Here is an 18,521-nt window from a genome sequence, read left to right on the forward strand (position 1 = left end):
TGGCGCGGGTATCCGCGGTCGATGCCGCCCTCCACCGTCGAGACCGCCCCGGAGCGATCGGGTGACCCGCTGTTCGGCGTCGTCACCGGAATCTACCTCGCATTGCTCGCGACGCCGCTCGCCGCGTTCGCCGCCGTCCGAGCCGGAATGTCCGGTTCGGGCGTCCTCTACGGCGTCGTCCTCGTCACGCTGACCGTCGTCACCGGCCTCGGCTGGCTGGCGACGGCGCGAGCGGCGGGCGTCGACGCCCGCCTCGGTGCGTCCGCCGCTCGCTGGCTCCCCGGAATCGCGCCCGCGGCCCTCGTCCTCCTCGGATTCGCCTCGCTCGCCGCGACCGGGATCGCCGGCCTCCTCGCGTTCTTCTTCGGCATGTTCGCCATGATACTCGGGTTCGTCCTCGGCGTGATGGCGCGAACCAGATACGCCGTCGCAGCCACCGACGGCGTCGACCCCGACTGCGAGTTCACGGCCGGGTGGCCCGAACGGGCGCGCCGCCGCGTCCTCGCCGTCGCCGGCGTCCTCCTCGCCGTGACCGCCGCCGGGTTCGTCGCCGGGCTGGCCACGAACAGGGTCTGGCTCCAGACGGCCTCGCAGATCCTGTTCCCGCTCGGCATCGTCTTCGCTACGGCTGGCGAGGAGCGGACCTACGTCGCTTCGAGCGTGGGCGTCGAACAGCGGATGCCGGTCGCGCGGCGGCTCTTTCCGTGGGACGACTTCACCGGCTACACCCGAACCGACGACGCCATCGTCCTCCACCGTCCCCGCCGAATCGATTTCCGGTTCGCGCTCGCAGACTTGGACGACCCGGACGCCGTCGAGCGAGCGCTCGGGGCGCGTCTCTCACCCTCGTGAACCGAGTCGGTGCGAGCGTTTTTATCCGGACACGTCTAACCCGCTCTCGTGACCGACCACGTCTCGACCGGCTGTGACCCGCTGGACGAGTTGCTGGGCGGCGGACTGGAGCGCGGGGCCGTCACGCAGGTGTACGGCCCGCCGGCGGCCGGCAAGACGAACCTCGCCCTCTCGGCGGCCATCGAAGTCGCCGCGGGTGGCGACGCCGCCCTCTACATCGACACCGAGGGCCTCTCGGCCGACCGGATGCGCCAGATCGCCAGCGGCCGCGCCGCCGGGACGGACCAGACGGTCGACGACCTCGCGGGCCGCCTCATCGTCTCCGAGGTCTTCGACTACGACGAACAGGCCGAAGCCGTCCAGGACGCCGCCGAGTTCGCGCCCGAGATCGAGCTCGTCGTCCTCGACAGCGCTACCGGCTTCTACCGCCTCCAGCGGGACGACGAGGACGGCGGCGCGGCCCTCCGGGACGTGGCCCGACAGATCACCCATCTGCTCTCGCTGGCCCGCAAACACGACCTCGCCGTCGTCTTCACGAACCAGGTGTTCACCGACCCCGACAGCGACCGCTCGACCGCGCTGGGCGGCCACACGCTGAATCACTGGTCCGGTGCTATCCTCCGCATCGACCGCTTCCGCGGCGGCAACCGCCGCGCCACGCTGGAGAAACACCGCGCGAAGGCCGCCGGCGACACCGCCCAGTTCCGCATCACCGACAAGGGGATGGCCGGCGACGACGGACAGCAACCGCCGCGCCGGGAGTGAAGTGAGCGGTGCGGTGAAGACACTCCCCATAGCGGTGGCGCGCACCCTCGCGGTTCACAGACCGCGAGGTACGCGCGAGGGACGAGTAGCGCAGCGACGCGAGCAACGCAGTCGGTTGGGGTGGGCGTGGCTGTCGAGCGTCGGTGTGCGGGAGAGCATACCGCGCCGGAGGCGCGGTTTCGCCGTCAGAACTCCGTTCTGACGAGCCTGCCGTCGCTGTGCTCCGGCAGACACCGAACTCGCGGCGTCGCCGCGAGTTCGGCCTTTTTAGCGTAGATTTTTGCGCCGAGTGGTTCCCACAGCGCCGCGAAGCGGCGCGAGGAAACCCGAGGCGCAAAAAGGTACTCTCAGTAGATGAGATCGTCGTCGTTCTCGACCATGTACAGCGTGCGAGCGGCGATGTTGACGGCGTGGTCGCCGACGCGCTCGATGTCGCGGATCGTCAGCAGGAGCCGCGAGACGTCGGCCATCAGTTGCTCGATCTCCGCGTCGCTGGTCTCGGCGTCGATCTCGCGCTCGATGAGGTCGCGGACGACCTCCTCGGAGGCCGCCTCACAGCGGCTGTCGACCTCGTCGTCGGTCTCGGCGATACTGTAACACAGCTCCGTGGCCTCGCGGTCGTAGGCGTCCATCGCGTTCTCGACCATCTCGATGACGACCTCGGCGACCTCCTGGATGTCGACCTCGGGGTAGGCGTCGCGCTCGGCCTCCAGGGAGTACTCGCCGAGGTTGGTGGCGAGGTCGCCGATGCGTTCGAGGTCGGTGATGATCTTGAACGAGGCGGCGATGAAACGGAGGTCGGAGGCCACCGGTTGCTGGAGCGCCAGCAGGTCGATGCAGTCCTGCTCTAAGTCGAGATACAGCTGATTGATCTCGTCGTCGCCGTCGATGACCTGCCAGGCCATCTCCTCGTCCTTCTGTTCGAGGGCGGAGAGCCCCAACCGCAGCCGGTCGAGGACGACTTCAGACATGTAGAGGACGTCCTCGCGGACCGATTCGAGGAGTTCCTGATACGATTCTCGTGGCATAGCCCGTAGTGGCCCTGCCGAGTGTATCAGCCTTTCCCTTGGGCGCAAAATCCGCCTCCGGTCGGGAGCGAACGGGTACGTGCGGTCGCCGAAAGAGAGGTGTAAAGAGCGTACCGCGCCGGAGGCGCGGTTTCGCCGTCAGAACTCCGTTCTGACGAGCCTGCCGTCGCTGTGCTCCGGCAGACACCGAACTCGCGGCATCGCCGCGAGTTCGGCCTTTTTCGTGAACGTTTTTCGAGTCGAGCGGGACCGAAGGTCCCGCTGACCGTGCGAACGGGCGCTTCGCGCCCGTGAGCAGAGCGTGGTTCGCGCTCCGCGCGAACCCACTGAAGAAAAAGTTCAGTAGATGAGTTCGTCGCTGCTCTCGACCATGTACAGGGTTCGAGCGGCGATGTTGACAGCGTGGTCGCCGATCCGTTCGAGGTCCCGAACCGTGAGGAGGAAGCGCTGGGTGTCGGCCATCAGCGACTCCAGTTCGTCCTCCTCGGGGGCCTGGTTGACCAGCGAGCGGACGAGGTCGTCGGTGGCGGCCGCACAGCGCTGGTCGAGGTCGGTGTCGGCGGCGGCGACCGTCCGACAGCGCTCGGCGTCGCGCTCCTCGTAGGCGGTCATCGCGCCGTCGAGTTGAGCCAGCGCCATGTCGGCGATGTCGGCGATGGGGACGTTCGGGATGGTCTCCGACTCCATCTCGTGGGCGTACGCCCCGAGGTTGGACGCGAGGTCGGCGATGCGTTCGAGGTCGGTGAGTATCTTGAACGAGGCGGCGATGAAGCGCAGGTCCGAGGCCACCGGCTGCTGGAGCGCGATGAGGTCGATGCAGTCCCGTTCGAGTTCGAGGTAGCGCTCGTTTATCTCGTCGTCGGCCTCGGCGACGGCGCGGCCCATCGCTGGATCGCGTCGCTCGTAGGCGGTGACGGCGCGGTCGAGGCGGTCGGTGACGTCCTCGCCCATCGCACGAATGTCGGCCCGTAACGCGTCGAGGTCCGACTCGAAGCTGTCACGCGTCATCTGTCAGAAGTGTGTATCCGTTGAGATATCAGTGTGGCGGCCGTCGACGTTCGGCCGCGGCGGGGCGGCCCGTGAGGCGGTCGGGGTAGCCCTGAAAAGTCGGCCACTCGACCGACTCCTAACGCCACGTGCACCGGACTCCGTCAGGCGACGGACCGGCGCGGCCGCTACCCGTCTTCGACGCGTCCGCGAGAAGCGAACAGTTACTCCCCGTTCAGGGTGAGGGTGTGCTCTCTGAGGGCACCGCACGACGGACATTCGTGTTCGTAGTGGATCTCGCGGCCGTCCGTCTCGCTCGACCAGCTGCCGTCTTCGTCCTCGTAGCCGCAGTCCGGACAGACGAGTTCCGTCTCGTCGTAGTGGTGTTTGAGCAGTTCCATGGGGGACTTCTCGCTGTGTCCTTCCATACGACACGGGAGTGTTTCGGATACAAAAAATATTCCGGTGCTACATTTTCGTATAGCTATTCGACCAGCTCTATATTTTCTATCGAATTATTTCGGCTAGCCGGCACCGAATAGACGCCTCTCTCGGGAGAGAGCGAGCACAACCGCTATTATCGATACGAAAGAAACGTCCGGCATGGATTATCGAATCGACGAGATCGATCGTCGCATTCTCTATCATCTCGCGGTCGACGCGCGCGGGACGGCCGCGCCGAAGATCGCCGAGGAGGTCGACGTCACGCCGGCGACGATCCGTAACCGCATCCGGCAACTGGAGGAAGCGGGCGTCGTCCGGGGTTATCACGCCCAGATAGACTACGAGGCGATCGACGGGCGACTGACGATGCAGTTCACCTGCAGCGCGCCCGTCGATACCCAGTCTGACCTCGCGCGCGACATCGGCCGGGTCTCGGGCGTGGTTCGCGTCAGCGAGCTGATGGCCGGCCAGCAGAACCTGCTGGTCACCGTCGTCGGGACCGACACCGACGATACAGCCCGGATCGCTCGCCAGCTGTCGGACCTGGGCGTGACTATCGACCGGGAGGCCATCGTCCGAGACGAGGCGTTTTATCCCTACCAGCAGTTCGGCCCGGAGGACGGCCCCCCGCAGACCGCGATTCGGGACTTTCAGAGCGTCGCCGGCGGGGCCGAAGTCGTGGAGTTCACCGTCTCCGAGGACGCCGAGATAACGGGACAGACCCTGGCGGAAGCGAACCGCACCGGACTGCTTCCGGACGAGGTGCTCGTCGTGAGCATCGAACGCGGCGACGCCCGGCTCACGCCGAACGGCGACACCACCGTCGAAGCGGGCGACGTGGTGTCGGTGTTCTCACCGGAGACGTTCCCGGAACAGCTAGTCGAGGCGTTCGAGTGCGGGGACGAAGCGGCCGACGGAACGCACCGATAGACCGTGACGCGGCCGGGCTCGACAGCGGCGCACCGATACGTCGCGCTCCCGTCGGTCGCCCGACTCTGGCGGTTTTAATATCGTCGCCTCGTCAGCCAACGGTAGCAAGGATGTCCGGACACCTCCGCGTCGACGATCGGGCGGGCCGCCCGGTGGGGTCGGCGGTCCCGAGTCGCGCGACGAGAAGACGCATCGATAGCACCGGGACGGCGGCATGAACGTCGTCGTCGAGTGGCGAAAGAGCGTCGCACTCACCGGAACGGTCGTCAAGTACCTCGCGGTCCCGCTGCTCGTCCCGCTGGTGGTCGCTCTGTATTACGGCGAGGACGTCGGCGTCTTCGGCGTCTCCATCGTCGGCACGATGCTGTTGGGGCTGGCCGTCGAACAACTCGATCCCGGGACGGAACTCCGCGAACGGGAGGCGCTGTTGTTCGTCGCGCTGACGTGGTTCGTCGTCGCCGTCGTCGGCGCGATCCCGTACGTGCTGGCGGGCTGGGGAACGGCGTCGACGCTCGCGGACCCCGTCAACGCCCTCTTCGAGTCCATGTCCGGCTTCTCGACCACCGGCGCGACCGTGATGGGCGAGATCGGCGTCGACCGTCACTCCCACGCCCTCATGATGTGGCGACAGCTGACCCAGTGGCTCGGCGGCATGGGTATCATCGTCCTCATGGTCGCTATCCTCCCGGAACTGGCGGTCAACGGCGCGCAACTGATAAACGAGGAAGCGCCCGGCCCCAGTCTGGAGAAGCTCACCCCGCGCATCGCCACGACGGCCCGCATCCTCTGGCAGGCGTACTTCGCGTTTACCGCGCTACTGGCCGTCCTACTGTACGCCCTCCACTGGTTCGGCTACGCGCCGGAGATGAATCTGTACAACGCCATCGCACACGCCTTCTCGACGCTGCCGACCGGGGGATTCTCGACGAAAGGAGCGAGCATCGCCGCATTCTCGGCGGCGGTGCAGTGGGTCGTCATTCCGTTCATGGTCGTCGCCGGCACCAACTTCGCGCTGTTCTGGTATCTCTTCGACGGCGACCTGCGCGCGCCCCTCGAAGACACCGAGTTTCGCGCCTACGCCGGCGCGACGGCGGTGTTCACGGCCATCCTCTTCGGGCTCCTCTTCAACGGTGCCGCGCCGACGCTCGCCCTCGGCGGGACGACGGAGGGGAGCGTCGCCAACGCGCTCCGCGAGGCGGCGTTTCAGGTCGCTTCGCTGATGAACTCGACGGGGTACGCGACGAGCGACTTCGCTCAGTGGGAGGTCTACAGCCAGCTCTTTCTCCTGCTGGTGATGTTCGTCGGCGGGTCGGCCGGCTCGACCGGCGGCGGCATCAAGGTCGTCCGCTGGCTCATCGTCCTGAAGGCGCTCCGGCGCGAGCTGTTCCACGCCAGCCACCCCGACGCCGTCAGACCGCTTCGCCTCGGCGACGTCGTCGTCGACGAGGAGGCGGTCCGCGGTATCGTCGGCTTCACGCTCCTCTATCTCCTCCTCTTCGGCGTCGCGGCGGTGTTCATCGCGCTGGACGCCAGCCGCGTTGGCATCGCGCTCACACCGCTGGAGGCGATCGGCGCGAGTCTGGCGGCCATCGGCAACATCGGCCCGGCCTTCGGTCGGCTGGGACCGTTCGGCTCGTACCTGCTGCTGCCCGACACCACCAAAGTCCTCATGATACTGCTGATGTGGGCCGGTCGCCTGGAGATCATCACCGTCCTGGTGGTGTTCACCCGGTCGTTCTGGGGACAGTAACGACCGACCGCCGTCGACCGTTCGCTACGGGACTCGTCTCGCGGAGCTCTCGTGATGGCGGAGTTCGACGTGGTCCCGAACGGAGTGTTGACGACGCAAGGGCATTTCTTATCGGTCTGCGGAGGCGACCCGCAGTATGGAACGACGACGATTCCTCGCGGTAGGCTCCGCAGTGATGATTCCCGCTTTCGCCGGCTGTAGCACGCCCGAAGGAGGCGAGGAAGGCGGTGAGGGCGGCGAGCAAGAAGGCGGAGAAAGTGGCGAAGACGACGAAGGAGAAGAAGACGGCGAGGGCGGTGAAGGTGGCGAGGAGGAAGGATAATCTCGCTCCGGCGGTCGTTTCGAGCCCGATCCCGACCGTCAGCGCCGCTACGAAGAATAGCGAACTGTATCGGGACCGCCCCGCCGCTGAGAACGCGTCACCCGGGAGTGCCTTTGATTCGCTCGGCACAGACCGCTTCACGTGGACGGTTCCAGCCTCCTAACCCCGTTCGAGACTTGCAAAGACAGGCCTTGGCCTCATTCTCCTAAAGCGCCCAGATGGTCGATGTAATGGATCGACGTGAGTTCGTAAAATCCGTTAGCGGAACCGCTCTTCTGGGTGCTACCGCCGGCTGTCTCGGCGGCGGCGAAGGAGGAGAAGCGACCGAAACCGCAGGCGCCGGCGGCGAGTCGGGCGGGACTACCCAGACGGCCACGGACACCGAAACGGCTACTGCCGAAGAGGAAACCGGAACCGAAGAGGAGGGAACTGCCGGTCAGGCCGGAGACATCCAGGGCGAAGTCAACGATACGCCGCAAGGCCTCTCCGTCACCGACCACGAGCTGTATCAAGAGAACGGCGAGGTCGGGCTGCGAGCGACCGTGGAGAACACGGGCGACGAGGCGTTCGCGTACGTCGAAGCCGAAGTGACGCTGCAGGACGACCAGGGCGAGGTCCTCTACGAGTTCGTCGACGAGACCGAAGAGGACCAGATCACCCAGCTCGCGACCGGGAACACGTGGGAGTTCGACGTCACGTTCGAGGAGGCTCAGCTGAGCGAGGTCCGGACGTACGTCATCGACCTCGAGGGCGACATCGCGAACGAACAGACCTCCTTCGACGACATCGTCGGGGAAGCCGATCAACAGGACCCGAACCTCGAGATCACGAGCCACCGTCTGACGCGCCGGGAATCGACCACCTACGTCGAGGGAACGATCCGAAACGTCGGGAGCGAAGCCGTAGAGTCGGCCGAGGTCTCCGTGACGCTGTACGACGATAGCGACCAGGAACTCACCGACTTCAACGACACCGTCGAGCAGGAGAACGACGTCCAGCAGCTGTCCCCCGGACAGGTCTGGGACTTCCAGGTGCAGTTCACCGACGTCGACATGCAGAACGTCGCTCGCTACGTCGTGAGCGTCGATAGCGACCTCGTGTAGAGAGGACGCTCGCAGTCGATTTTTCGGAGACGCGACTCGGCGCGAACGCTTCGTCACCGCCTCTCGACCGACGTACGGGCCGGTACAGTAGCGGCGGCTCGGTTCAGAGCAAGTCGCCCGGTAGCGTCTCGGCGTTGCGGACGAGGACGCGGACGAACGGCTCCACCTCGTCGAAAGCCGGCCCGCGGGAGACGACGCCCGCCGACTGGTCCCACTCCACGAGGTCCGCCTCCGCCAGTTTCGGGAGGTGGACGTGGATCAGTTCGAGCGGCACGGCGCTCTCTTCGCCGTTCGTCGCGGGCCAGCCGGGCGCTTCGCTCGGCGCGCCCCCTGCACTCGCCGAGCGCAGCAGGAGGCCGGCCGGCACGTCCACGGACTCGCTGTCGCACAGGACGACGAGTATCTGCCGGCGATAATCGGCGGCTAACAGTTCGAACAGTGACGAGACGTCTACCACGGAATGAGTATCAACTGACGACCATTTAAATGTTATCGCTCTTTCACGAGCGCCAGTAGGCCCGGGTCAACAGGACAAACACGGGCAGAATCTCCAGGCGACCGGCCCACATCAGCAGGATCATGTACGCTCTGCTCGTCCACGGGAAGTCGGTGTAGCCGTTCATCGGACCGACGACGCCGAATCCGGGACCGACGTTGCCCAGGGTGGCGGCGACGGCCGACATCGCTTCGAGGGCCGTGAGGTCGTAGCCGACGCGGGCGGCGTCGACGAAGACGACGCCGACGCTCACGAAGAAGATGACCAGATACAGCAGCGTGAAGGCGTAGATACCCCGAATGGCCCGTTCGTCGATCGTCCGGCCGCCGAGGCGGACCGGCGAGACGGCCTCCGGATGGATCGTCGTGAACAGCTCCCGCCGGAGCGACTTGACGATGACCAGACAGCGGACGACCTTGATCGCGCCGCCGGTCGACCCGGCCGACCCGCCGACGAACATCCCGAACAGCAGGACGTACTTCGCGGCGTCGCTCCACGTGTTGAAGTCCATCGAGGCGTACCCCGTCGTCGTCACGATGGAGGTCACCTGAAAGGCCGCGTGTCTGAGCGAGCGTTCGACGCTGCCGTCGATGGCCGGGACGTTCGTCGGCAGTTCCGCGAATCCGGGACCGAGCCCGGCGAAGAGCAGCCCCGCGATGACCGCCGTGAGCGCGGCCATGACGCCCGTGTAGAAGCGGAACTCGCTGTCCTCGAAGAAGACCAGCGGCTCGCCGTTGATCGCGCGCCAGATGAGCGCGAAGTTGGTGCCGGCCGCGACCATGAAGGGGATGACGACCCACTGCACCGCCGCGGAGAACGCCTCGATCGAGCGGGCTTCGGGCGAGAACCCGCCGGTCGGCATCGTCGTCAGCGGGTGAGCCACGGCGTTGTACAGGCCCATGTTCGGCGCGTAGCCGAGCTGGTTGAGACCGAACAGCAACAGGAATTCGAGGACGGTCAGTCCGATGTACGCCAGCCAGAGCGCCCGCGCCGTCTCGGCGATGCGCGGGGTGAGCTTCTCGATGCCGGGCCCCGGCGCTTCGGCGTCCATCAACTGCGCGCCGCCGACGGAGAGCTCCGGGAGGATGGCGACGGCCAGCACGACGATTCCCATGCCGCCGAGCCACTGGGTCAACTGTCGCCACAGCAACAGCGCGTGAGAGTGTCGCTCGAAACTGATCTCGCCCATCACGGTCGCGCCCGTCGTGGTGAAACCGGACATGGACTCGAAGAGGGCGTTGACGGGGTCCGCGAGCGTCGACGCCGTCCCCCACCCCGCCAGCACGTACGGGATCGCCCCGACGACTGTGACCGACAGCCACGTCAGCGACACCATCAGGAACGCCTCGCGCGCGCCGAGGTCAGGGTCCGTATCGAGTCGTTCGAGCGCGAACCCGACGAAGATAGTCACGAGGATAGAGATCCCGAAGACGCCGACGTCCTCGCCGTAGTACAGCGCGACGAGCATCGGGGCCAACAGCGCCACCGAGAGGTACTTTATCACCGTGCCGACCAGCGACACCGACGCTCGCCAGTCGACGCGGAGCGTCCGCCGCGTCGAAGTCGTTCCGAACATCTCAGAGGGCGGCGCTGGCGGCTTCGAGCGACTCCGACTCGACGAAGACGACGACGTGGTCGCCGGGTTCGACGACGGTGTCACCGCGGGGGATCACCAGTTCGCCGCCCCGGGTGATCGCGCCGATGACGACGCGGTCGGGGAGGTCGGCGACGGCCTCGCGGATGGGGCGACCGGCGAGGACGCTCTCGTCGTCCACCTCGATCTCTAAGACCTCCGCTCGGTCTGACTCGATGATGGCGACGTTCTCGGCCTGATGCTCGCGGGTGAAGCGGGTTATCTCCTCGGCGGTCGCCTCCCGCGGGTTGACCGCCACGTCGACGCCGACGGCCTCGAACAGCGGGACGTACTCGCCCGAGTCGACGACGGCGACGGCGCGGTTCGCGCCGAGTCGCTTCGCCAAGAGACTCGCCAAGAGGTTCTTCTCGTCGTTGTCCAGCGCCGCGATTACCATGTCCACGTCCGCGACGTGTTCGCGTTCCAAGAACTCTCGGTCGGTGGCGTCGCTCTCTAAGACCGTCGTCCCGCGGAGGTCCTCGGCGAGTTCGCGGGCGCGTTCGTGGTCCCGCTCGATGAGTCGGGGCTTCAGGCCGCGGTCCTGCAAGAGCCGTGCGGTGTGATAGCCGATGTCGCTCCCGCCGACGACGAGGACGTTCCGCGCCCCGTCGACGTCCGGCGAGATGGCGTGAGAGAAGGTGTGGACGCTCTCCTTGCTCCCGATGACGACCACCTCGTCGCCCGGCTGTAAGACCGTCTCCCCGCGGGGGATGACCACCTCGTCGCCGCGCAACACGGCGGCGAAGGTCAGCGACTCGTAGCGGTCGGCCTCCCGGACCGTCTGGTCGGCGACGGGACTGGACTCGGGGATCTCGAACTCGGCCATCTGGACGACGCCGTCGGCGAACGTCTCGACGTCCTGTGCGGCCGGCAGGCCGACGACGCGCGCGATGGTCTCGGCCGTCAGGAGGTTCGTCGCCACCATGTGGTCGACGCCGAACGCCCCCGCGGACTGCTGCCAGGTCCGGAGGAACTTCGCGCTCTTGACCCGGGAGATGGTGAACGCGTCGGTCGTCGTCATCGCGGTCCCGCAGGTGACGATGTTCGTCTCGTCGTCGTCCGTGCTGGCGATGACGATGTCGGCCTTCTCGACACCGGCCTCGGCGAGCGTCTCGAGGTCCGCGCCGTCGCCCTCGACGCCGAGTACGTCCACGTCGTAGACGAGTTCTTCGACCCTGTCGTCGTCGATGTCGACGACGGCGACGTCGTGGCTGTCGGCGAGGCTCTCGGCGATCGACGCCCCCACCTGGCCAGCGCCGACGATCACGACGTACACCGGCGACCCTCCGCGTCGTACATACCCGGCCCGTTCAGTCGGCCCCGTCAAGTGCATTTCCATCCGGCGGGCGGCGATTAGGCGTGAGCGTTAAGGGTGACGAGCGAGTCTCGAACGACATGATTTGTTCGGTCACGAGACACTCGTCAGACGATCGACGCCCGCCCTCGCACCCGGGGAGGGACCACTATGGCTGAGTTACTCGACCGGGTGCTCCTGCCCGTCGCCAGCGAGGAGGACGCCGTCACGTCCGCTCGCGCCCTCTCCCGCCGCCCGCACGGGGAGGTGGTGGTCATCAACGTCGTCGAGAAGGCCGGCGGCGCGCCCGACAAGGCGGGCGTCGAACAGCGAGAGGAGGCCGCGGCGGAGATGTTCGCGGCCGCCCGCGAGATACTCGGCGACGTCGAGACGGATATCTACTACGGGACCGACGTCACCGAGACGATATTCGACGCCGCCGAGGAGATCGACGCCACCGCCGTGGTCGTCACGCCGCGCGGCGGGAACCGCTTCGTTCGGATGATAACCGGCGACGTGGCGCTGCGGATGATAACGGACAACGACCGTCCGGTCGTGGTTCTGCCCGACGAGGACGCCGATGAGTGACGAGGAACTCGCGAAGGACCTCGGACCGCTCGCGGCCCTGACCATCGGCGTCGGGACGATGATCGGCGCTGGCATCTTCGTCCTGCCCGGCGACGCCATCATCAAGGCCGGGTCGATGGCCTCCGTCGCGTTCGTGCTGGGCGGGGTCATTGCCATGTTCACGGCGCTCTCGGCGAGCGAACTCGGGACGGCGATGCCGAAATCCGGCGGCGCGTACTACTACGTCAACCACGCGCTCGGCCCGCTGTTCGGGTCGGTCGCCGGGTGGGCGAACTGGCTCGGACTGGCCTTCGCCAGCGCCTTCTACATGGTCGGGTTCGGTCGCTACATCGCCCGCATCTTCGGGATCGGCGGCTCCGTCGGCGTCGGCCCGCTCTCGCTGTCGGTGGTCAAGATCGCCGCGCTCGTCGGCGCGGCGCTGTTCATCCTCATCAACTACGTCGGGGCGAAGGAGACCGGACGCCTGCAGAACGCGATCGTCATCCTGCTGGTGGCGATTCTCGCCGTGTTCACCTTCCTCGGGACGCTGCGGGCCGACCCCGCGAACCTCCCCGAAGCGCGAAGCGTCGTGACGACGCTGGAGACGACCGGGCTCATCTTCGTCTCGTATCTCGGCTTTGTCCAGATCACGAGCGTCGCCGAGGAGATCAAACAGCCCGGAAAGAACCTCCCGCGGGCGGTCATCGGGAGCGTCGTCATCGTCACCGTCGTCTACGCGCTGGTGCTCGTCGTCATGAGCGCCGCCGTCCCGCAGGGGTTCATCGCCGGCCTCTTCGAGAACGTCGCGCCGGGCGAGACGCCGCCCATCGCCGTCGTCGAGGTGGGCCAGCGCCTCCAGGGGGCCGCCATGGGCGGCGCGCTGCTGTTCGGCGGGCTGCTCGCGACCGCCTCCAGCGCGAACGCCTCCATCCTCGCCTCCTCGCGCATCAACTTCGCGATGGGCCGGGACCGCATCGTCACGCCGGCGCTCAACGAGATTCACCCCCGGTTCGGGACGCCCTACCGCGCCATCGGCATCACCGGCGGCCTCATCCTGCTGTTCATCGTCGTCGGCGACCTGACGCTCTTATCGGGAGCGGCGTCGGGACTCCACCTCGTCATCTACGGGCTGTTGAACCTCGCGCTCATCGTGATGCGCGTCGTCGCGCCCGAGGAGTACGCGCCCGACTTCACGGTCCCGCTGTTCCCCCTGTTGCCGATACTCGGCGCGGTGTTCTCCTTCGCGCTACTGGCGTTCGTCGCGAGCGACGCGCTGTTGCTGACCTTCGGCATCGCGGCCGCGGCGGTCGTCTGGTACGGGCTGTACGCCCGCACGCGAACCGAGAAGCAGGGGATCCTCTCGGAGCACATCCTCTCGCGCTCCGAGGAGATGCCGAGCGCGGCGGTCAACGCCGCGGCGAGCGTCCAGCCCGACGGCGGCCAGTACCGCGTGATGGTCCCGCTCGCGAACCCCGCACACGAGAAGGAACTCATCACGCTCGCCAGCGCCGTCGCCAAACAGCGCGGCGGCACCGTCGTCGCCACCCACATCGTCACGGTCCCCGACCAGACGGCGCTCGCGGGAGCCGCCGAACGGGCCGACGAGATCGACGAGAGCTCGGAGCAGTTGCTGTCGAGCGCCCGCGAGGACGCCGAGACGTTCGGCGTCGACGTGGAGAGTCACACGATCATCTCGCATAAGTCCTACGAGGCCATCTTCGACGCGGCCAACACGCACGACGCCGACCTCGTCGTGATGGGGTGGGGGCCGGACTCGCACGGCTCGCCGGGCCGGGCCGAGTCCGCGATGGACGAACTCACCGAGGCCGTCCCCTGTGACTTCCTCGTCTTCCGCGACCGCGGGTTCGACCCCTCGAATATCCTGTTGCCGACCGCCGGCGGTCCCGACTCGGACCTCTCGGCGTCGGTCGCCCAGATGTTACAGGCGGAGTACGGCTCCGAGGTGACGCTGCTGCACGTCGCCGACGACGGCCGCGAGGAGGCCGAGCAGTTCCTCCAGACGTGGGCGAGCGAGCACGGCCTCGCCGACGCGAACCGACGCATCGAGACCGGCGACGTCCAGACGGTCATCGAGGACGCCGCCACGGACGCCTCGCTGTTGATACTCGGGGCGACCGAGGAGGGGCTCCTGCGTCGCCTCGTCTCCGGGTCGGTGGTCCTCGACGTGGTCGACGACGTGGAGTGTTCGGTCCTGCTTGCCGAGAAACACCGGGAACGCGGGCTGCTCGAACGGCTGTTCTAGGTCTCGCCCTCCCACTCGTCCAGTATCGCCGTCAGCGCCTCGTCGTCCATGCGTTTCCCGTTGGTCCGCGGGACGTACGATCCCTCGCGGTTCCAGCGGACCGCTCGCTGGGCGTCGGCCAGTTCGATACCGCCGTCGCGGGCGACGGCCTCTCTGAGCGACTTCGGCCGGATCTCCTCGACCGGTGGGTCGATCAGTTCGGTCAGCATCTCGGAAGCGGGGATCACGTCCAGATCCCGGCGCTCGATACCGGCCATCGTCTCCTCGAAGTCCGCCCGTGAGACCCAGCCCGTGTCCGCGCCGATCTCGTGGTAGCTCAACACCGCCGTCTGGCCGTACTTCTCGGCGAGGTCCAGCACGGATTCGAGGCGCTCTAGGTTCTCACCGAAGATCCGTCCGGTCGTGAGCGGCCCGGTCAACTGCGCGCCGTGGGGGATGCTCCCGTCGGTGAACGCGAGGTAGTGGTAGTCGCCGACGATGTCCCTGATCCGGGGCGAGTTCGAACTCCACGGGTAGACGAACATCGACGCGCCGACTTCGAATCCCCGGTCGAGCAGCCACTCCTTGGCGTCTCGGACCTGCTCTCTGGCTTCCTCGTCCGAGAGGTCCGTGAGCCGCTCGTGGTCGACGGTGTGACTGCCGATCTCCCAGTCGGCGTCGCGCATCTCGCGCATCTCGTCCTCGCCGAGGTGGTCGTCCTCGTCGGCCCGCCCGGGGTTGACCGCGGTGAGCGCCGGGAAGTCGTAGGACTCCAGCACCGGGAGCGCCCGCGTGTACTGGGTGATCCCCCCGTCGTCGAACGTGATGACGACGCGACCGCCGTCGGTCCGTTCCGTCGTTCGGAGTTCGTCCAGATACGCCGTGATGGGGCGATCCACGTCGCGGTTGAAGCGGAGACGGATCTCCGAGACGTCTTCGAGATCCGGGTCACCCGACTCGTCGCTGACGCCGAGGTCGCTCCGGAACCACCCGTACGTCGGTGAGACGGTCCGGCGGTCCATCGTCACTGAGTCGCCGTCGTCGTCCTCGACGACGGCCGTCAGCTGCTCGACCTCCGGCCGGACGAGCCGGATCGCGATCGAGAGGTCCCGATCCGAGAGGTCGAGGTCGTCGAACTCGCGGACGATCTCGACGGCCCCGTCCGAGCTCTCCGGCGAGAGCGAGAGTCTCGCCGACTGCGAGCCGCTGTAGACCACGTCCGTGCTCGCTTCGAGCGTCCCGCTGTCGGCCTCCCACTCGTCTAGGTCCTCGAAATCGTCCAGCACGTCGCCGCTGTCGCCGTAGCGGTCGCGGCTGTCGAAGGCCGTGGTCAAGAGCGGGTGTTCGTGGTCCGCGCGCACTCGACCGACCCGGCTCCCGCCGAGGACGAGGGCGAGGGCGGCGGTCCCCCCTTTCAGTACGCTCCGGCGTGACGTCGGCCGAGGATCTGTCATGCGGACGAACTCTTGGGAAAAATAGCGTATTGTTATGCCGAACGTTCGCACCGGCAGCCGAAGCCGCCGTTTCCGGGGACGGCGGGAAAGCGCCGCTTACGCCGACAAGCTCGGCATAACAAACCCGGTAGCTTCCCCGATTACGGACACGAATGTCGGCTCCCCACCGTTCGGCTCCGCCCGTCGCATCGAACCGAGCGGCGTCCGCCGCGACGCCGCGTGAGAACTGATGGCGAGGACGCGCGTTCGGCGAGTGCTGCTCGTCGCGTGTACCCTCTCGGTTTTCCTCGCCGCACCGGCGGCGCTCGCCGCGCCGGACGATACCGTCGTCGTGAGCCAATCGCTCGACACCGAACGCGTCGAGCCCGGCGGTTCGGTCTCGGTCGAAGTCGACGTCGACGTCGACGACGTGGACGCGCCCGCGATCGACGTCGCGCTTCCCGAGAACTGGACGCTCTCGGTCGAGGACGACGACGGCGCGCGAACCGGCGCGGACGGGACCGCGTGGCTCTGGACCGACGGCGACGACCACGCGGTCGAGTTCGTCGTCAGCGTCCCTCGAAGCGCGCAATCCGGCGAGTACGAACTCCGAGCGACCGGTTCTGCCATCTACGACGAGACCGGCGAACGAATCACCGACACCACGACCGATACCGTCACCGTGAGCGGCGAACCCGAGATACCGCCGCCGACGGCCGACGCCGGGTCGAACCGAACCGTCGGAGCCGACGCGCGGGTCGAACTGAACGCGAGCGACTCCGCGGACCCGGTCGGCGACGGCCTGACCTACCGCTGGGCGCAGGTCGGCGGCCCGAACGTCACGCTGGCCGACGCCGACACGGCGACGCCCGAGTTCGCCGCCCCCGCGACCGCGGAGCCGCGGACGCTCGCCTTCGACCTGACCGTCACCGACGGGGCGAACCGGACGGCGACCGACCGCGTCGCCGTGACCGTCGAGCAGCGGAACCGCGCCCCGGCCGTCGACGCCGGAGCGAATCGGACCGCGGAACCGGGTACCGAGATCCGCCTCGCCGGCAACGGGACGGACCCGGACGGCGACGCGCTCTCCTACGGCTGGGAGCAAGTCGCCGGCCCGACCGTCTCGCTGTCGGCCAACGATACCGCCGCGCCGCGGTTCGAGGTCCCCGAAGCCACCGAGCCGACGCCGTTGCGGTTCGAACTGACGGCCAGCGACGGGAACGCGACCGCGACGGACACGGTCACCGTCACCGCCGCGGGGTCGCCGCCGCCGACGGCCGACGCCGGGGCGAACCGCTCGGTCGAGGCCGGCACGCGGGTGGAACTCGACGGGACCGGCTCCGAGGCGGTCGTCGGGTCGCCCGCCTACGCGTGGACGCAGACCGACGGCCCGTCGGTCAGCCTCGGCGGAGACGCCTCGCCGACGCCCGCGTTCACCGCGCCCTCGGTAGAGGACCGAGCTGTCCTCACGTTCGAGCTCGCGGTCACCGACGGCCGGAACCGCACCGATGCCGACGCGACGACGGTGGTGGTCGCGCCGGCTCCCGATTCGAGCGATGACGCCGAAAGTGACGACGATAGCGCGGGTGGAGACGAAGAGAGTGCGAGTGACAGCGGGGGCGTAGACGATGACACGAATGACAGAGATAGCGACGATAGCGACGGACCGAGCGGCGGCTCCTCCGGCGGAGCCGACAGCGGCGGTGACAGCGACGACGCCGACGCCCCGCCGCGCGAACCGCACGTCTCGGTCGACCGACCCGACGGGCGAAGCGCCGTCGTCAGTATCGCCGGCGAGACGGACGAGGGGCGGATCGAGGTCGAGCCGAACGTCACCGTCGGGACCCTGACCTACGAGCGAGTGACGTTCGCCTCCGCTCGAACGCCGGCGACGCTCCGCGTCGCCGAGCCGGAACGTAAGACCGCCGAGAACGCCGGCATCCGGTCGCTGGGTACCGTCACGACCGACGCCGACGGCGAGTCCGGTGTGACGCTCACCGTCAGCGTCCCCGCTTCGCGTCTCGACGAGGCGAACGCCTCGGCGCTCGCGGCCTACCGGGACGTGAACGGCACCGCGACGGCCGTGAACACGACGCGCCTCGACGACGGTGGCGAGCGCTATCGCTACCGCGTCGCGACCGCCGCGCCGGCGACCCTCACTATCGGCGTCCCGAGCGCCGCGCTGTCGGTGACCGACGTGCGAGCGAACCGTTCGACGGTCGCCGTCGGCGACCGCGTTAGTGTGGCCGTCGAGGTGGCCAACGCGGGCAAGCGAGCGGGCAACGAGACGGTCCGCCTCACCGGGCTGGGCGACGAGCGCACGCGGACACTCGCGGTGCCGGCCGGCGACCGAGCGACCGCGACGGCGGTCCACCGGTTTGCCGAGCCCGGCACCTACACCGTCGGCGCGGGCGGCGAGAACGTGACGGTCACCGTCGAATCGGGGACGACGACACCAGCGACGCCGGCGACCACGAGCGGCGGAGCGACCTCGACGACCGACGGCTCCGACCGGCCGACCGCAGCCGCGACCGCCAGCGAGAGCGGATCGACAGCGGCGGACGGCACCGGATTCGGCGTCCTCGTCGCGCTACTGGCCGTGGTAGTCGCCGCGCTACTCGCGCGCCGCCGAACGTGACAGGCGACCCGACCCTAGTTTATACTTGGGGTGGTAC

At 67.9% G+C, this 18,521-nt stretch carries 16 protein-coding genes; 9 read left to right on the forward strand and 7 right to left on the reverse strand.

The genetic code is table 11. The features are described 5' to 3' along the window. The first annotated feature begins 21 nt into the window (after window positions 1-21). Together GO488_RS09885 and radB are read left to right on the forward strand one after the other, a co-directional pair. Entirely contained in the window at window positions 22-852 is an 831-nt protein-coding gene (locus GO488_RS09885) for a hypothetical protein (protein WP_162317666.1), read from the forward strand. Between the two features lie 48 nt (window positions 853-900). Further along, window positions 901-1,617 (forward strand): DNA repair and recombination protein RadB, encoded by a 717-nt coding sequence (gene radB / locus GO488_RS09890; protein ID WP_162317667.1) that lies wholly within the window; start codon window positions 901-903, stop codon window positions 1,615-1,617. A gap of 347 nt (window positions 1,618-1,964) precedes the next feature. On the opposite strand, the gene phoU (GO488_RS09895) is transcribed toward radB, so the two are convergent. The 3 genes from phoU (GO488_RS09895) to GO488_RS09905 form a co-directional block, all read right to left on the reverse strand. Beyond that, window positions 1,965-2,645: a phosphate signaling complex protein PhoU gene (gene phoU, locus GO488_RS09895; RefSeq protein WP_162317668.1), complete on the reverse strand. Its 681-nt coding sequence runs from the start codon at window positions 2,643-2,645 to the stop codon at window positions 1,965-1,967. Window positions 2,646-2,984: 339 nt separating this feature from the next. Beyond that, window positions 2,985-3,653: a phosphate signaling complex protein PhoU gene (gene phoU, locus GO488_RS09900; protein WP_162317669.1), complete on the reverse strand. Its 669-nt coding sequence runs from the start codon at window positions 3,651-3,653 to the stop codon at window positions 2,985-2,987. A 203-nt stretch (window positions 3,654-3,856) separates the two neighbouring features. After that, complete coding sequence (locus GO488_RS09905) at window positions 3,857-4,060, reverse strand: HVO_0649 family zinc finger protein (RefSeq protein ID WP_162317670.1); 204 nt, start codon at window positions 4,058-4,060, stop codon at window positions 3,857-3,859. 175 nt (window positions 4,061-4,235) lie between these two features. Between GO488_RS09905 and GO488_RS09910 the strand changes: the two genes are divergently transcribed. The 4 genes from GO488_RS09910 to GO488_RS09925 all read left to right on the forward strand — a co-directional run bounded on the left by GO488_RS09910 (window position 4,236) and on the right by GO488_RS09925 (window position 8,181). Further along, on the forward strand, window positions 4,236-5,006 hold the full coding sequence (locus tag GO488_RS09910; RefSeq protein WP_162317671.1) for an Lrp/AsnC family transcriptional regulator: 771 nt from the start codon (window positions 4,236-4,238) through the stop codon (window positions 5,004-5,006). 214 nt (window positions 5,007-5,220) lie between these two features. Further along, window positions 5,221-6,756, forward strand: coding sequence for a TrkH family potassium uptake protein (locus GO488_RS09915; RefSeq protein WP_162317672.1), 1,536 nt, complete (start codon window positions 5,221-5,223; stop codon window positions 6,754-6,756). A 136-nt stretch (window positions 6,757-6,892) separates the two neighbouring features. Beyond that, window positions 6,893-7,078 (forward strand): hypothetical protein, encoded by a 186-nt coding sequence (locus GO488_RS09920; RefSeq protein ID WP_162317673.1) that lies wholly within the window; start codon window positions 6,893-6,895, stop codon window positions 7,076-7,078. A 230-nt stretch (window positions 7,079-7,308) separates the two neighbouring features. Then, window positions 7,309-8,181 carry an FxLYD domain-containing protein gene (locus GO488_RS09925; RefSeq protein ID WP_162317674.1) on the forward strand — a complete coding sequence of 291 codons (873 nt, stop codon included), beginning with the start codon at window positions 7,309-7,311 and terminating at the stop codon, window positions 8,179-8,181. A gap of 103 nt (window positions 8,182-8,284) precedes the next feature. Here GO488_RS09925 and GO488_RS09930 read toward each other — a convergent pair whose 3' ends face one another. Genes GO488_RS09930 through trkA form a run of 3 tightly spaced genes read right to left on the reverse strand, consistent with a single transcriptional unit; the run spans window position 8,285 to window position 11,586 of the window. Further along, window positions 8,285-8,638, reverse strand: coding sequence for a DUF7344 domain-containing protein (locus GO488_RS09930; RefSeq protein ID WP_162317675.1), 354 nt, complete (start codon window positions 8,636-8,638; stop codon window positions 8,285-8,287). A 43-nt stretch (window positions 8,639-8,681) separates the two neighbouring features. Further along, window positions 8,682-10,253, reverse strand: coding sequence for a TrkH family potassium uptake protein (locus GO488_RS09935; RefSeq protein WP_162317676.1), 1,572 nt, complete (start codon window positions 10,251-10,253; stop codon window positions 8,682-8,684). A gap of 1 nt (window position 10,254) precedes the next feature. Beyond that, entirely contained in the window at window positions 10,255-11,586 is a 1,332-nt protein-coding gene (gene trkA, locus GO488_RS09940; RefSeq protein ID WP_162317677.1) for a Trk system potassium transporter TrkA, read from the reverse strand. A 189-nt stretch (window positions 11,587-11,775) separates the two neighbouring features. Between trkA and GO488_RS09945 the strand changes: the two genes are divergently transcribed. Further along, complete coding sequence (locus tag GO488_RS09945) at window positions 11,776-12,192, forward strand: universal stress protein (RefSeq protein ID WP_162317678.1); 417 nt, start codon at window positions 11,776-11,778, stop codon at window positions 12,190-12,192. Further along, entirely contained in the window at window positions 12,185-14,434 is a 2,250-nt protein-coding gene (locus tag GO488_RS09950) for an amino acid permease (protein ID WP_162317679.1), read from the forward strand. The genes GO488_RS09945 and GO488_RS09950 overlap by 8 nt, the downstream gene beginning before the upstream one ends. Here GO488_RS09950 and GO488_RS09955 read toward each other — a convergent pair. Then, window positions 14,431-15,867, reverse strand: coding sequence for a polysaccharide deacetylase family protein (locus tag GO488_RS09955; protein ID WP_162317680.1), 1,437 nt, complete (start codon window positions 15,865-15,867; stop codon window positions 14,431-14,433). The two genes, GO488_RS09950 and GO488_RS09955, sit on opposite strands and share 4 nt — an antisense overlap. Before the next feature lie 229 nt (window positions 15,868-16,096). Between GO488_RS09955 and GO488_RS09960 the strand changes: the two genes are divergently transcribed. Next, window positions 16,097-18,484, forward strand: a complete 2,388-nt coding sequence (locus tag GO488_RS09960) for a PKD domain-containing protein (protein WP_162317681.1) — start codon at window positions 16,097-16,099, stop codon at window positions 18,482-18,484. The last annotated feature ends 37 nt before the right edge of the window (window positions 18,485-18,521 follow it).

Origin of the sequence: Haloarcula limicola, from assembly GCF_010119205.1 — an archaeon.
Classification (GTDB): Archaea; Halobacteriota; Halobacteria; order Halobacteriales; family Haloarculaceae; genus Haloarcula; species Haloarcula limicola.

What these genes read in the sequence shown, in the direction of transcription:
- GO488_RS09915 (WP_162317672.1), top strand. Translation starts at nt 5,221, where the DNA reads ATGAACGTCGTCGTCGAGTGGCGAAAGAGCGTCGCACTCACCGGAACG.
- GO488_RS09955 (WP_162317680.1), bottom strand. Translation starts at nt 15,867, where the DNA reads ATGACAGATCCTCGGCCGACGTCACGCCGGAGCGTACTGAAAGGGGGG.
- GO488_RS09935 (WP_162317676.1), bottom strand. Translation starts at nt 10,253, where the DNA reads ATGTTCGGAACGACTTCGACGCGGCGGACGCTCCGCGTCGACTGGCGA.
- GO488_RS09960 (WP_162317681.1), top strand. Translation starts at nt 16,097, where the DNA reads ATGGCGAGGACGCGCGTTCGGCGAGTGCTGCTCGTCGCGTGTACCCTC.
- GO488_RS09905 (WP_162317670.1), bottom strand. Translation starts at nt 4,060, where the DNA reads ATGGAAGGACACAGCGAGAAGTCCCCCATGGAACTGCTCAAACACCAC.
- GO488_RS09925 (WP_162317674.1), top strand. Translation starts at nt 7,309, where the DNA reads ATGGATCGACGTGAGTTCGTAAAATCCGTTAGCGGAACCGCTCTTCTG.
- GO488_RS09885 (WP_162317666.1), top strand. Translation starts at nt 22, where the DNA reads ATGCCGCCCTCCACCGTCGAGACCGCCCCGGAGCGATCGGGTGACCCG.
- phoU (WP_162317669.1), bottom strand. Translation starts at nt 3,653, where the DNA reads ATGACGCGTGACAGCTTCGAGTCGGACCTCGACGCGTTACGGGCCGAC.
- GO488_RS09920 (WP_162317673.1), top strand. Translation starts at nt 6,893, where the DNA reads ATGGAACGACGACGATTCCTCGCGGTAGGCTCCGCAGTGATGATTCCC.
- GO488_RS09945 (WP_162317678.1), top strand. Translation starts at nt 11,776, where the DNA reads ATGGCTGAGTTACTCGACCGGGTGCTCCTGCCCGTCGCCAGCGAGGAG.
- phoU (WP_162317668.1), bottom strand. Translation starts at nt 2,645, where the DNA reads ATGCCACGAGAATCGTATCAGGAACTCCTCGAATCGGTCCGCGAGGAC.
- GO488_RS09910 (WP_162317671.1), top strand. Translation starts at nt 4,236, where the DNA reads ATGGATTATCGAATCGACGAGATCGATCGTCGCATTCTCTATCATCTC.
- GO488_RS09950 (WP_162317679.1), top strand. Translation starts at nt 12,185, where the DNA reads ATGAGTGACGAGGAACTCGCGAAGGACCTCGGACCGCTCGCGGCCCTG.